At 37.4% G+C, this 13,742-nt stretch carries 12 protein-coding genes and 1 pseudogene; 1 reads left to right on the top strand and 12 read right to left on the bottom strand.

The window, feature by feature from the left end; translation table 11 throughout:
- Positions 1 to 82 precede the first annotated feature (82 nt).
- On the bottom strand, positions 83 to 1,081 hold the full coding sequence (locus tag GJU32_RS21865; RefSeq protein ID WP_155594015.1) for a hypothetical protein: 999 nt from the start codon (positions 1,079 to 1,081) through the stop codon (positions 83 to 85).
- Complete coding sequence (locus tag GJU32_RS21860; protein ID WP_155594014.1) at positions 1,068 to 1,415, bottom strand: PadR family transcriptional regulator; 348 nt, start codon at positions 1,413 to 1,415, stop codon at positions 1,068 to 1,070. Before GJU32_RS21860 ends, GJU32_RS21865 begins: the two co-directional genes overlap by 14 nt.
- Positions 1,416 to 1,895: 480 nt before the next feature.
- Here GJU32_RS21860 and GJU32_RS21855 point away from each other — a divergent pair, with 480 nt between their 5' ends.
- Entirely contained in the window at positions 1,896 to 2,876 is a 981-nt protein-coding gene (locus GJU32_RS21855; protein WP_155594047.1) for a DUF2268 domain-containing putative Zn-dependent protease, read from the top strand.
- A gap of 190 nt (positions 2,877 to 3,066) precedes the next feature.
- Here the strand turns inward: GJU32_RS21855 and GJU32_RS21850 are convergent.
- The 10 genes and pseudogenes from GJU32_RS21850 to leuD form a co-directional block, all read right to left on the bottom strand.
- Positions 3,067 to 3,453: pseudogene (locus tag GJU32_RS21850) on the bottom strand (DUF5071 domain-containing protein).
- 227 nt (positions 3,454 to 3,680) lie between these two features.
- Entirely contained in the window at positions 3,681 to 4,853 is a 1,173-nt protein-coding gene (locus GJU32_RS21845; RefSeq protein ID WP_155594013.1) for an iron-containing alcohol dehydrogenase, read from the bottom strand.
- Between the two features lie 17 nt (positions 4,854 to 4,870).
- The gene (ahlS, locus tag GJU32_RS21840; protein ID WP_155594012.1) at positions 4,871 to 5,716 is read right to left on the bottom strand and encodes an AhlS family quorum-quenching N-acyl homoserine lactonase; all 846 of its coding nucleotides are present in this window, start codon (positions 5,714 to 5,716) and stop codon (positions 4,871 to 4,873) included.
- Between the two features lie 21 nt (positions 5,717 to 5,737).
- Positions 5,738 to 7,159 carry an aldehyde dehydrogenase family protein gene (locus GJU32_RS21835; protein WP_155594046.1) on the bottom strand — a complete coding sequence of 474 codons (1,422 nt, stop codon included), beginning with the start codon at positions 7,157 to 7,159 and terminating at the stop codon, positions 5,738 to 5,740.
- Positions 7,160 to 7,255: 96 nt separating this feature from the next.
- Complete coding sequence (locus GJU32_RS21830) at positions 7,256 to 8,263, bottom strand: LacI family DNA-binding transcriptional regulator (protein ID WP_230875124.1); 1,008 nt, start codon at positions 8,261 to 8,263, stop codon at positions 7,256 to 7,258.
- Between the two features lie 71 nt (positions 8,264 to 8,334).
- A complete protein-coding gene (locus GJU32_RS21825; protein ID WP_155594010.1) occupies positions 8,335 to 9,555 on the bottom strand; it encodes an RtcB family protein in 1,221 nt (406 codons plus the stop codon).
- Positions 9,556 to 9,659: 104 nt separating this feature from the next.
- The gene (locus GJU32_RS21820; RefSeq protein ID WP_155594009.1) at positions 9,660 to 11,510 is read right to left on the bottom strand and encodes a dynamin family protein; all 1,851 of its coding nucleotides are present in this window, start codon (positions 11,508 to 11,510) and stop codon (positions 9,660 to 9,662) included.
- Between the two features lie 287 nt (positions 11,511 to 11,797).
- Positions 11,798 to 12,682 carry a ribokinase gene (gene rbsK / locus GJU32_RS21815; RefSeq protein ID WP_155594008.1) on the bottom strand — a complete coding sequence of 295 codons (885 nt, stop codon included), beginning with the start codon at positions 12,680 to 12,682 and terminating at the stop codon, positions 11,798 to 11,800.
- A 76-nt stretch (positions 12,683 to 12,758) separates the two neighbouring features.
- Positions 12,759 to 12,929 (bottom strand): hypothetical protein, encoded by a 171-nt coding sequence (locus GJU32_RS23265; protein WP_196426779.1) that lies wholly within the window; start codon positions 12,927 to 12,929, stop codon positions 12,759 to 12,761.
- A 195-nt stretch (positions 12,930 to 13,124) separates the two neighbouring features.
- The gene (gene leuD, locus GJU32_RS21810; protein ID WP_155594007.1) at positions 13,125 to 13,715 is read right to left on the bottom strand and encodes a 3-isopropylmalate dehydratase small subunit; all 591 of its coding nucleotides are present in this window, start codon (positions 13,713 to 13,715) and stop codon (positions 13,125 to 13,127) included.
- Between the last annotated feature and the right edge of the window lie 27 nt (positions 13,716 to 13,742).

Genomic DNA, 13,742 nt, shown 5'->3' with positions numbered 1-13,742 from the left:
AGTGGCTATATCTGCTACTATAAAATTCAGGACCTTACAATATGGAAAAAGATCAGCACTTCCACTTTAATATACCTAAGGATTAACGGATTCTAGCCTTACGAAATCCGTCGAATACATTGAATGCCGCAGATAAAATAAATATGATTAATGTACCGCTAACTATAGTTGTTTCAACTTGCTTGGCTGTCGTAGTAAATAAATCACTCATATAGATAATAAAATCTTGGTACATTAAATTCGGATTGCTTAAAATAACAATGAATACAACGGTTGCAATAAGCTCAAAAACAGTATTGAGGATTGCCATTTTTCTCGTCCATTGCCCCTTGATTAATTTGTAGAGAGCTAGCCCAACTTCGATGATGATGACAAAGATAACGATTGGCCAATAGCGAAGTAAAACATCCTGATTTAAAGCTGGAATCACGAATTCAAGTCCAGCTCTGCCGCCTTCATATACACCTAGAAGGTGATCCGCATAAAAATAAAGGGTGGCCCAAATCGCTGTCCACATTAAACTTCCAAATACTGCCCACTTTGTAATAGCCTTTTTCTTAGGAATGTAAGTGATGCTTTTTAAATCATCAGGTGTCCATTTTTGTAGACTTGCTGATAATGGCTGCTGATCCTTTCCTTTATCTGTTCGTTCTATAATGGCGAAAACGAGTGTTACCCAGAAAAAGACATGTATACCAACTTCAATTATTCTCCATATTCCTTCACCCATTATGGATAGAACAACATTTACAATAGCTTCTTCTCCACGATAACCGATAAAATTTTCGGCAATCATAGAAATGAGTGCGACCACAGAAGCAATTGGTACAATCATTTTCAATAATGAGACATATACATCAAAATAGCGTGGGCCTATGAGATGCATTGGTTGATCTCGATAACCGCTCGCTAATGCGGCTGGATTCCCTAATTTTTCAATTACCACCTTAACATCTTGCTCGTTGTAATCATTAGGCAGCATATCCTCAATCGTTGAACGCAACTCGAGTGCAATATCTGCACGGCCTTTTTCAGGAATCCTGCGAATGACCTCTTGAATATAAACCTCAATCAAATTCATCTTCCTCATCTCCTTTTAATAAACCGTAAAGTTCTTTCGAATTTTTAATCCATTCTTTTTTTAACTGCAAGTAGATTTCCAGACCATATTCACTTAAAACATAATACTTACGGGGCCTGCTCTCAGAGGTATCCCAGCTGCTCGTTACTAACTCCTGTTTTTCTAAACGACGAAGCAATGGATATAAGGTGCTTTGATCAATGTTAATGCCTGATTCCTCCAATAACTGAACAAGTGAATATCCATACTGGGGTGTTCTCAATTGACTTAAAACAGCCAATGTCAGCGTTCCTCTCCTAAGCTCTGTCGTTAATGAATTCAGTAATGTACTCATTCACCCACCTCAACTTTATATACTATATGACATACACTATATGGTTTATACTATGCATAATACACTATTGTTGTTACAATAACAATTGAAATTAACTAACCAATTAAGAAATAAAAAGATAATTAGTGCAAAGTACATAAAAACACTAGTATTCTCTTATGTATTTTTCTCTGTCAAGCTGCACCTCAGGTATCGTTAGGAGACAGAAATTTACAACGTTAAGATAATCCATAAATAAAAATCCAATTTCTCTGTAATGTAAACAAGAAATTGGGTACTCAAAATGGCCCTAAAAGGGAAAAGAGTATTGCTGTTTGTTTAAAATGTAGAAAAGAAAAATAATTTTACAAAATTATTGAAGGTTTACATAACAAAGCATGACAAATACCGTTCTCATTCTACCCTCATTTGGTAATATAAGTTATAATTGGCATTGAAAAGAATTAATAGCTTCCATAAATCAGGAGGGAAATGTTGAAAATGAAATTTAAAATCGGTGCAACTTTTATTCTATGTCTATTACTACTATTGCTTACTTCCTGCACACAAACTGAAAAAGGTGAGAACCAACTTCATGAGAAAGAGCAAATAACAGATGACAAAGAGATGGTGTTTTCATTCGAGCACCCTCAAACTAAACAAAAATACAAAATTATTCATGCCAATCAACTGTTTTATCCTTTTATTGAAAAGGTCAGAGATAATTCAAATCTTTCAACCTCGGAAATCTTGGAACTGTATAATAAAGAAATCATTCAACCGATATACCAGGACTGTTTTGAAAATGGAGAATACATTCATATGGCAGAAACCCTTCTAAATACGGTTCCTAAAGAGTTAACAGAAATACAAGTGGTAAGTGAAAAAATGGAGACTCGTAAAGCAGAAATCAATCAACTCATTCAAGAATCTCTGTTGAAATCCGCAGACCTCTTACCCTCTCAAAGTGATGTAGCGGTTTGCGTATTCCCTTCCTACGCCAATAATAGGACGCCATTCGCAGTTGGGGCGGGCAAAATTATCCTCCCGCTTAATCTAAATGTTTTGGATGATAGTTTAAAGTTAACCGTTGCCCACGAATACCATCACAGCGTATGGGCAGAGAAGTATGCTAGTAAATATGACGGGGCTTCGGTTTTGGATAATATAGTCTTTGAAGGTAAAGCGGTCATGTTTGAAGAGTCCGTTTATCCCGACATCGGCTATATACCAATGGATTTGAACTACAACAAGGTGTTATGGTCTAAAGTTGAACCTGATTTAAATAAGTACGACTCGAATCGTACTTCAGAGGTTTTATACGGTGGAAAAGGGTTGCCGAAAAATTACGGTTACAGTGAAGGCTACAAGATGATTAGATCCTATCTTGACTTGAATCCTGATAAAACTCCAGAGGATTGGACTGCTTTAAGTGCACAAGAAATTTTTGAAGAAGGAAAATACGTGGAACACTATAAATAACACCCCGTGTCTGAGTTTAATGGGTTCCTCTTTTTGAAGAGAAAAAAGATAAAAATATTGTAAATAGTATACTAAATCGAGATATATTAAAAAAAGGATAGGTAAGCAGTGAGAATTCCTGCTATACCTATCCTTTTTTTACTTAAAACTTCGTGCGTTAAATTAATAATTTAATCATAATTATTTTATATCAGAGTGTTTCTAAAATTTCTTTTGCGATTTCATCAAGTTCTTCTGCGATCTCATTTTGTGTGGGGGTTTCGGCCACCCTTGTTAAATACTCTTTCAATTGAACTTTTGACTCTACCGGCAAACGGATAACCAAAAATTGCAGAATAAACTATTTCCAGTTATCGTCATCTGAACATAAAACATCTTGTACATGAGGAACAATTTCCTTGGGGAACGTTAATAAAATCTCCAATATGCCAGGTGCAACTGGCCAGTTCATATCCTGAATGAATACGAGGAGGCTAGGCAATAAAGGCACTACTATATAGCTATCTAGTTTTTTGATTTTTTCAACTTTATCAACATCATATATATTTCTTGGGAGGAAGTCTTCAAACTTATCCAATTTAGCACTCCTTTCGTTTTAATACAGGGCTACCTATTTATTATGTCAATCCTTATTGTACTAAAAGGCTCCGTAAATTGAAGTATATATGGACCCAAAGCTTATTTGGTTTCATTTTTTCTTAACGTTGACAAAAAGGACAAAACATATTATTCCTATTAATATGTTTTGTCCCTTTATTTATATTTTTTAAGCTCTTAATCATAAAAGCAATGTTTCTCTTTTTCTTATGGTTCCTGAACCTCGCCATCGTAGGCAGCTTGATAAATTTTATAAATATCTTCACGCTCTAGTGGCATTGGGCTACGCGCTAAAATTCGTGTTTGCTTTGTAGCGTCCTCTGTTAATTGTTCTAGTGCAGATGCTGGTATACCGAATCCTTGTAAAGTTGAAGGAATTTGAACATCTTTTATCAGTTGGTGTAAAGCTTCTACACATTTATAGGAAGCCTCTTGTTGTGATAAGTACATGGATGATAGGCCCATCGCATCGACAATATCTTTCATGCGCTTCTCACAGCTTTGACGAATATAACCCATGACATACGGTAACAGTACTGCATTAGAATCACCGTGGGCAATATGGAATTGGCCACCAAGTGGATAGGCTAAAGCATGGACGCCCGCTACACCTGCATTGAAAAAGGCCAAACCTGCTAAATAGCTACCATAACTCATATCTGTTCGAGCTTGCTTGTTTTGCCCATCATGGACAGCTGTTCGAATTGAATGACTGATTAATCGAATGGCTTGTAGTGCAAGGGCATCTGTTACTTCATTAGCATTCACAGATACATAGGCTTCGATAGCATGTGTCAAGGCATCGACACCTGTAGCTGCCGTCACCTTTGGTGGTAAAGAAATCGTAAGGGCAGGGTCCACAATTGCTACATCCGCTAATAAATAATCATGTGTCACGACATCTTTCGTCGTATCGAGTGACAGGACAGAGATATTCGTTACTTCCGAGCCTGTCCCAGAAGTCGTCGGGATTAAGATTTTAGGTAGACCTTTATTGTCTACTGTTTTTGTTCCTGTTAAGTTTAAATAATCTGCTACTTTTCCCTCATGTGTTGCTAACACAGCAGCAAGCTTTGCTAAATCTAGCGCACTGCCTCCACCTACACCAATCACTAAATCAAATGAATGATGACGTGTATAAGCTACAAGTCTTTCGCCAATTGCGAGTGCGGGTTCTGGTGCAATATCAGTATAAATGGTTGTTGAATAGCCTTTTTCGAACAAAGGTTTTTCAACATGATCTGTTAAACCTATTTCTTTTAATAATGGATCTGTCACGATCAAAATATTGCGAGCGTTAAACTTCTCTACCTCTAGCATGAGCTGACTCAAACTACCCCAGCCGGTATAGCTTGTAGGTGTAAAGGTTAATTTATGCATGACTTCTCTACTCCTATCTATTCATAATAGCCTTCCGTCGATTTTCTAAACGATTTGAATTGTACAGGATCATGACCAAACCATACTTGTGAATTTGTTTCATTTGCTAGTCTTCGAATCCGTTCAACAGTAGTATTATAGCCTACAGAATCATAGATAATGCCAGGTGGCTTGACAGGAGGGCCAAAGCTTTCTGCCGTGTAAATGGCATCTGAGGCTAAAATGATGCCTCCTGTATCTGGCATCTGAATATGCAAACCTAACATACCCCAAGCATGGCCACTACCAAAATTCAATACTTGTATCCCTTCTGCTAGCTTCACTTGATCCTCGCCACGCTTGATTAAGCGCCATTGTAGATTGTTTTTAATCCACATATCAATGTCACCCCAAACATAAGCACCGTCTTTCACGTTTCTAGCATATGTTTGTAATGTTCCATTAAACTCGTCTTCCTGTACAATAATCGTCGCATTTGTAAATAATTCTAAGCAGCCTGCATGGTCGAGATGCAAATGGGAAGCAACTACATATTTGATATCCTCGGGACGAACGTTTAATTCTTCTAACCGGTGATGTAAATAGCATTCTTCTGGCATATTAATAGGGAACGCTTTTTGCGTAAATTCACCCCATCGTCCTTCTGGTCCCATCGAGTTTGGGTTACATGCTGTATCAAATAGAATTTTGCCCTCTGGATGGTCAATCAGCACTGTATAAACTGGGAACTCCACAAATTCATTTGGTTGGTTTGGATGATCGATGGTTGCTGGATTATGCATCGCAATCATATAGTTTTTATCCATTCGCATCGTACCATTGTCCATCACATACAATTTTGGGTGTTGTTTGATTGTTTTCATTTTTCCCATCTCCATTCGTGATTATTGGTTATTCCAAATGACTAACTTCATTTCCGTCATTTCTTCAATCGCATATTTAATGCCCTCACGACCAGTGCCACTTTCCTTCACTCCACCGTACGGCATATGATCTACCCGATAAGTAGGTACATCATTAATAATGACACCGCCAACTTGTAATGCTTTCGTAGCTTGAAATGCAGTCTGAATAGAAGGAGTGAAAATACCAGCCTGTAAGCCGTAGTGGGAATCATTAATAGCTGCTATTGCATCCTCCATCGAAGAAACTGTATTGACCGTGACGACAGGTGCAAAAATTTCCTCACAGGACACACGACTTTGTGGTTGAACATTGTATAAAACAGTCGGCAATAAAACATGGTTGTCTATGTGGCCACCAGTAATCACTTGTGCCCCTTCAGAGACTGCCTCTTCAATCCATTCTTGGGCACGTTGTTGTTCAGTATGTGAAATCATCGTCGCTAGATCCGTCTTGCTATCCATTGGATCACCAATTGTAAGCTGTTCTATTTTTTCTTTAAACAGCGTTAAAAATTCGTGTATCATTCTCTCCATTACATAAATACGCTGTAAGGAAATACAAACTTGGCCTTGATTTGAAAAAGCCCCCATGACAATACGATCCATAATGCGATCGAGCTGGACCCCTTCATCAATAATTACACCGGCATTGGAACCTAATTCTAAGGTAACTTTCTTCAATCCAGCTCGATTACGTAAGGAAATCCCTACCGCAGGACTTCCTGTAAACGTAATCATTTTAACGTTTGGATGGGCTAAAAATACATCGCCTACTAATTTCCCCTGTCCAGTAACAAGATTAAAGGCACCTGCTGGTAAATTGGTTTGGGTCAATAACTTGGCTAGAAAATGAGCTGACAATGCCGTTTGCGTGGCAGGTTTTAGAACAATTGTATTGCCTGCTGCTAATGCTGGGCCTACTTTATGTGCCACTAGGTTTTGCGGAAAGTTAAATGGTGTAATCGCTGCTATAACGCCGATTGGTTCACGTATCGTATAAGCAAATCGTCCCTCTCCATTTATCGATGCATCCATTGGAATCATTTCACCCGTTAGTCGCTTCGCTTCTTCTGCAGCAAATTTATACGTTTCAATTGTGCGATCAATTTCAGCGTAGGCATACTTTAATGGCTTTGCTGATTCCAATGAAATAATATTTGCCGCTTCTTCCCGATTCTCTGCAAATAGCGTGGATAACTGCTCCAATATCTCTGCGCGTTGAAAAGCGGTTAAAGCAGCCATTTTTGGTGCTGCTGCATGTGCACTTGCAATTGCCTCCTGTACATCTTGTTCAGTGGCCATTGCAAATTGTGCAATCGCCTCTTGTGAATAGGGAGCTTGAACCTCTATCCATTCAGCTGTCATTTTCCACTCCCCATTAATCCATAAGCCCCTTTTCAAGACTTGTTTCACTCCTTCCTCCCAATGGTTACGTATTCATTTCAGAAAATAAAGAAATGAATACGTAACCATTTTGGTGTAAAAAATAAACTGATATTAAATCAGTTCATTTTTACACGTTGTATTTCTTGGGAAAAGTTTAACAGACTCTGTTTGCTGGATGCAAGTACTTTTTTTCTCCATGACCTCAAATAATTTTTTAATGGCAATAAAACCTAAGTTTTCTTCTGAGGTTAAACCTACTGTAGTTAAAGCAATAGAATGATGTTTACTGAGCTCGACATTATCAATGCCAATGACATTAAAATCTTTAGGAACTTGGAATCCTCGCTCTAAACAAAGATTCAATATTTCGATGGCAATTGCATCCGTAGCTGCACAAATAGCAGTAGGTCTTATGTCGAGTTTTAATAGCTCATCAAAGGCGCGTTCAATATCCTTTTTATTCGTATTAGTTATAAAAGTAGGTATTGATTTGGCATCTATTCCATGATTTTTTACTGCCTTTTTAAACCCCTGATAGCGCCCATCAAATGTACTCATTTGATGGGGACCACCAATCCAGCATATTGATTGATGCCCTAATGATAGGACATGGTTAGCTGCTATATAGCCAGCATTCACATTATCAATTTCAACAAAATGTCTATTTTCTTGATGCTTACGATTAAACATAATAAATGGGATTCCCCGTTTTTCTAGTTTAAAAAACAAATCATCTTGAAATAGCATGGAAGATAAAATAATCGCATCTGCCTTCGTCTCTAAAACCGCATTGTAAATGGAATCTAAATTATCTTCAGTACCAAAATAGACATTCACTTTATAGCCTCGTGAATTGACATAATTAACGATTGCAGTTGTTGTATCAACAAAAAAAGGATTGTGTAATGGCCCTGAAATCAGTGTGATAATGCCTGTTTTTTTCTGAACAAGCGATCTTGCAATATCATTTGGTATATAGTTTAATTCCTCAATCGCCTTCATCACTTTTTCAATTGTTTTTGGCTTTACAAATTCTGGCGTATTCAACACTCTAGACACGGTTGTTTGAGATACGCCAGCATGCTTTGCCACATCTTTGGAAGATACCAAAAAAACCACCCATTTCATCATTGTAAAGCTATATTATACCATTGATAGCACAATGGTAATAGTGATGACCAATCGTTGATTTAGCCCTTTCGTTCATAGGGTTTTGCTGCTTCACTAGCTTTAAAGTTGTAGACGGGTTTAATGGTTTTTACAATATCCACTGTTTCCCCAATAGCAGATGTAATTTCTTCCATCGGCTTATAAGCCATTGGCGCTTCATCTAATGTTTCTTCATTCACTGATGTTGTCCAAATCCCTTGCATCATGTCTTTAAAATCTTCCATATTCAACGCCTTTTTTGCAGCACGGCGCGAAAACATACGTCCCGCTCCATGTGGCGCGGAATTATTCCATTCCTCATTGCCCTTCCCTATACAAATAAGTGACCCATCTCGCATATTCATTGGAATGACAAGTTTTTCCCCTTTGTTTGCACGGACTGCCCCTTTACGAAGCGTCATCGTTTCTGTATCAATATAGTTGTGAATCGTATCAAAAGTATCAATAAAATGCCAATCCATATGATGAGCAATCGTTTGTGCAATTGTCCAACGATTCATGCGTGCAAACTGTTGTGCAATCTTCATATCGTGAATATAATCATGGAAATATTCACCTTCTAAATAGGCTAAGTCTTTCGGAACAACGGGATTTTGTGCTTTATAGGCTTGAATCATTGTTTGGATTTCTTGTTCCCGTCCCTGTTGTTTAAGCTCTTCTATTTTTTCAGCTATATCTTGTCGACGCAAACTCTCATATGCTCTTTTTTGGTGCCAATTGGCTACCTTCGCCCCTACATAACGTGATCCTGTATGAATAAGTAAATAGTGCTGATCCTCTTCATCTTTGGCAAGCTCGATAAAATGATTGCCTCCCCCAAGGGTACCTAATGATAAATTGGTATAGTCATCTTTCAAACCGATTGCTCGAAATTGTTTGCCCTCAAACTCCAAAAAATGACGCTCTGGCAATACTTCCTTATGAATTTCTTGTCCACTTGGTACATGTGTGCGGATGATGTGGTCAAGCTTTCCAAAATCAACTGTCGATGCATCTAATTGTGCAACAAATACACCACATCCTACATCCACTCCGACAAGATTTGGTACAACACAATCCTGTAGTTGAATGGTCGTGCCAATAACACAACCTTTGCCTGCATGATAATCTGGCATGATCCTTACTTTTGTACCTGCCATAAAGGCCTGATTTGTCAATTCTTGAATTTGGTCGATAGCCGATTGCAATGCTGTTTGAGCATATATTCTGGCGTCCGTATAACGTCCTTTAATGTCAATCACATGAATCCCTCCTTACTAATTATACGTAAAAATGGAATGATATGTTTCAAATAATATAGAAAACGCTCTAAAAGGATATACCCTTTAGAACGTCTTGAAAAAGCCTATTCCTCATATTGTATTGCTAATTTTTTTGGTATTTCAGGTATATCATTTGATTTTACATCTTCTTCTTTTAAGCTAAGCATTTGGAGCGCGTACTTTTCTTGCACATCAAAAGGTATTGCAATACTTTCCATTTTATTATTCATTTGACTACGTGCAAGTAAGCCATTGTTCGATAAATCGATAGCCAGAATCGCCTGAATCGTTTCTTCAAGCATATCAAGATCCTTCATTTTCAGTGGCATTTGTTCATTCATTAAAAATGGCTGAAGATGCTCTTTGATATAACCCTGCGCTTCAATTAAACATGAAAATTCATTTAGTTTTTCAGCGTAGCGTTTTAATTGGCGCTTCTCTTTCGCACGTTGTTGATTTAACTCCTGTACTTTTTGTTCAATACGACTCATGCGATCTTTCACTAAATGAACTAAATAGGGTTGTATGCCTTGAATCGCTTGTAACATTGCGGCCTCAGCTTGCTGTACTTTATCATATTGAGCGACACAAACCACTTGCTGTTCATTTAATTTTTTGACACGCTCCTTGAAAAATTCATTTTGTGTATGCTGTCCAAAAATAGCTTTCATAAGACCTTTACCATGAATTTTTTTATGCTGCGCATCTAAGCGTTCATATTCACGTGAATACTCGCTATGCATGTTGCGGTATTCACGTAACATTTGTTGATAGTTAACAGCGATATCAGTAAACTCTTCCACCTTGTCATCTTGTAAATAATCATGTTGTGAGATGGTTTGTAATAACTGATACAGTGTTTGAACTTGTTTAAATGTATTCGCCACCTGTTCGAACTCTTGCTCATATTCTGTCACAATTGCTAAGTCACGTTGATAGCGAGAAAATTCATATTGGGTATCACCAGCATATTTTTCTATATTCTTGACAGCAGATTGAAATGGATCACGTTGTGGAATTACAGTTAATTCGAAGCGGAATCGTTCAAGCCATTGTAAGAAGCGAATTAAGATGGCATACGTTTTTTTATCACTATTTTCAGCAACACGTTCTATGTGAGCAATTAAATGATCGTACTGGCTTTTGTGCCATAGCTCATGGTTGTCTGTTTGTTTGGCTTGTAGTGCATTTGTTGCAGATATAGCTATAAAATCACTCATTAAATGGCCAATACGTTGTTGTTCTGAGGTAATAAATGCCGCAGCATTGTCAACGGCATCTATGCCGTTAATGACACATAGAGGTTCAACCCCTTTATTTTTTAACGCGTCAATTAATAATAGTTCAGCATCAATCGCCTTAGAGCCAGCTCGTAACACCCAGAAAATTTCATCGACACGATTCATTATAGCTTCTGAGAAATAGGCCATTTCTCCCCCGCCTGCTTCTAGTGAAACAGAGTCAATAATTGTCACAGATTTTAATAAATCATTTTTCAAATAGACTTCAAGATAATCTAAATGTTCACGTAAAATCTGGGAGGCAAATGTATCACCAGTTGTGAGTAGCTCTAATTTACTGATATCAAATATGGCCACAACGCCATCTAAAAAATAGGCTTTAATCTCTTCTTGTTCGCCGTATCGTATAAATGTATTAACACTTGTTGGATGCTGATCATTTACTGATAAAATTTCACGTCCAAGGAGGCCATTGACAAGGGTGGTTTTTCCCACGCGCTCTTTTCCGACAATTAAAATCATCGTCTGGTTATTGGCGTCTTGAATAATGCGATTTAAATGTTTCGCAGTATCTTTCACATATGTATTTTGGACAATGATGCCATACAAATGTCGCAATTGATCAACAAATTGTGGCAAAATATTATTCGCTGAGGTTGTATATTCGATTGGCGTGTTGTCAATGTTGGTCATCCTCAAAAACCTCTTTTCGTATGTAACTATAAAACCATTATAAATGAAACTATGGCTTTACTAATACATGGATTGATGAAAAAAGGACAATATACTTATGCTTGTATATAGTAAATAGGCATTCATCCTTACGACTATTCGATGTTGCCTCACATATGATTGGTTACTCATACTAAAAGGAATAGCTCAATCTATGAGTTACTCTAAATTTGGATAGAAGTAGTAAGCTTTATCATTCTACTCACCTATGTTTTTCGAGTATAATGACCTTTCTCCTTAGTGTTATTCTATTCCTCCAATCCAGCCATACGTGCGTAAATGGCTCCAAGCGTGGGCATTCCACCTTGAGCACTAAATTTTTCTACAGACAACGATGCAGCAATATTGGCAAAGTATACGGCCTCATCCAACGATTGCCCTTCTACTAAAGCATAGGCTAATGCACCATTAAACGTATCTCCAGCGCCAGTTGTATCCACGGCAGTCGTCATATAGCCTGGTACATGGATAGGATAGGAGCCATCATAATAACGTGCACCCTCACTACCAAGTGTAATAATTAATTTATTAGGATACTTTTCTAAAGTTTGCTCAAATGGCTCATTAAAAATTTCCGCACATTCCGTTTCATTTGGCGTTAAATAAGTGACATCCTCCATCCACTGTACGTCAAAATTTGCTGCTGGGGCAGGGTTTAACAAGACAGGAACACCCGCTTCTTTACATAGACGAATGGCATAGCTTGTCGTCTCTTTTGGAATTTCAAGTTGAATGATCACCATTTGACTTTTTTGTATCAAGTCCTTCGATGCTTCAAGATGTGCAGGTGCTAATTCATAGTTTGCACCTGGCACCACAACAATCCGATTATCCTGATTGTAGACAAGAATATTAGCAATTCCTGTAGGAGCAGAAGGACTACTTACGATGACATCGGTCAGTATATGCTCTTGCTGTAAAACGGCTCGTAACGTTTCACCAAAACTGTCTTTACCTACACAGCCAATCATCGCCACCTCACTGCCAAGACGAGCTGCAGCTACTGCTTGATTAGCCCCTTTTCCTCCAGGAACTGTTTGAAATGCATGACCAAGTATGGTTTCTCCTTGCTTTGGAAAAGCATTCATTTGTACAACTAAATCCATATTTAAGCTTCCTATAACTGTAATCATTGGTTTCCCTACCTTTCTTCTAAATTCTATTTTAATGGAGAAAAAAGGACAAGGACAGGAGGTTTTCATACCCTTTTTACAGTTTTCCTAATAACCCTTTTCTAGCCTCTAATTCAATTTTGTTATCGCAATCTTCGCAGGAGAATTTTCCTTTCATATTTCTTTTAAATAAGGTATATTTTTTTGTTCCTTCAACAACTTCAAACGTCTTTTTGCAAAAAATACAGGAAATGGAATAAGTAATCATCTATCTTCTCCTTTCAGTTAACTTGCTTAACATCTACTTTCACATTATCAAAATATTCCACTTATTAACAATATATATATTTTGAATATTCTCATTTAAATTACTTTCATTCACATTCTATACATATTTTCTGTAATTAATAATTGAAACAAAAAGACTGAAGACAACATCAAGTTTGTCCTCAGTCTTCCAATTTTAATAAGCTACTCGCTTCGCCTCATATGCGGCAATATGGTCTTCATATTTAAAGGTTAAGGCGATTTCATCCCAACCATTTAACAACGTTTCCTTGTAATACGGATCAATCGTGAATTGATAGACTATACCATCTTCCCCTGTTACTGTTTGCTCTGCAAGATTTACTGCCATTTTATAAGGCTTTGCTAAACCCTTGGCAAGAATGTCATCACATTCTGCTTCTGTCAGCTTAATGGGTAAAATACCGTTTTTAAAGCAGTTATTATGGAAGATATCTGCAAATGAAGGCGCAATCACAACATTAAAACCGTAATCTAAAATGGCCCATGGTGCGTGTTCACGAGACGAGCCACAACCGAAATTATCTTGTGCCACTAGTATTTTAGATTTTTTAAACTCAGGCTTATTTAACACAAAGTCTTTTATTTCATTGCCTTGTGCATCAAAACGCCAGTGATAAAATAGAAACTGTCCAAACCCTGTGCGCTCAATACGTTTTAAAAATTCTTTTGAAATAATTTGATCTGTATCAACATTTTTACGATTAAGTGGTGTGATAACACTATTTACAATATTAATTGGTTCCATTTTCAATCATCCCTTCCGTGTAAAACG

It is taken from the genome of Lysinibacillus cavernae (genome assembly GCF_009724685.1).
GTDB lineage: Bacteria > Bacillota > Bacilli > Bacillales_A > Planococcaceae > Lysinibacillus > Lysinibacillus cavernae.
Note: the sequence above shows the minus strand (reverse complement) of the source record. Positions and strands in the feature narration are given on the sequence as shown.

Bases quoted from the DNA above. Each gene is read 5' to 3' on its own strand.
- GJU32_RS21865 (WP_155594015.1), bottom strand. From the start codon at position 1,081: ATGAATTTGATTGAGGTTTATATTCAAGAGGTCATTCGCAGGATTCCT.
- GJU32_RS21860 (WP_155594014.1), bottom strand. From the start codon at position 1,415: ATGAGTACATTACTGAATTCATTAACGACAGAGCTTAGGAGAGGAACG.
- GJU32_RS21855 (WP_155594047.1), top strand. From the start codon at position 1,896: ATGAAATTTAAAATCGGTGCAACTTTTATTCTATGTCTATTACTACTA.
- GJU32_RS21845 (WP_155594013.1), bottom strand. From the start codon at position 4,853: ATGCATAAATTAACCTTTACACCTACAAGCTATACCGGCTGGGGTAGT.
- ahlS (WP_155594012.1), bottom strand. From the start codon at position 5,716: ATGAAAACAATCAAACAACACCCAAAATTGTATGTGATGGACAATGGT.
- GJU32_RS21820 (WP_155594009.1), bottom strand. From the start codon at position 11,510: ATGACCAACATTGACAACACGCCAATCGAATATACAACCTCAGCGAAT.
- rbsK (WP_155594008.1), bottom strand. From the start codon at position 12,682: ATGATTACAGTTATAGGAAGCTTAAATATGGATTTAGTTGTACAAATG.
- GJU32_RS23265 (WP_196426779.1), bottom strand. From the start codon at position 12,929: ATGATTACTTATTCCATTTCCTGTATTTTTTGCAAAAAGACGTTTGAA.
- leuD (WP_155594007.1), bottom strand. From the start codon at position 13,715: ATGGAACCAATTAATATTGTAAATAGTGTTATCACACCACTTAATCGT.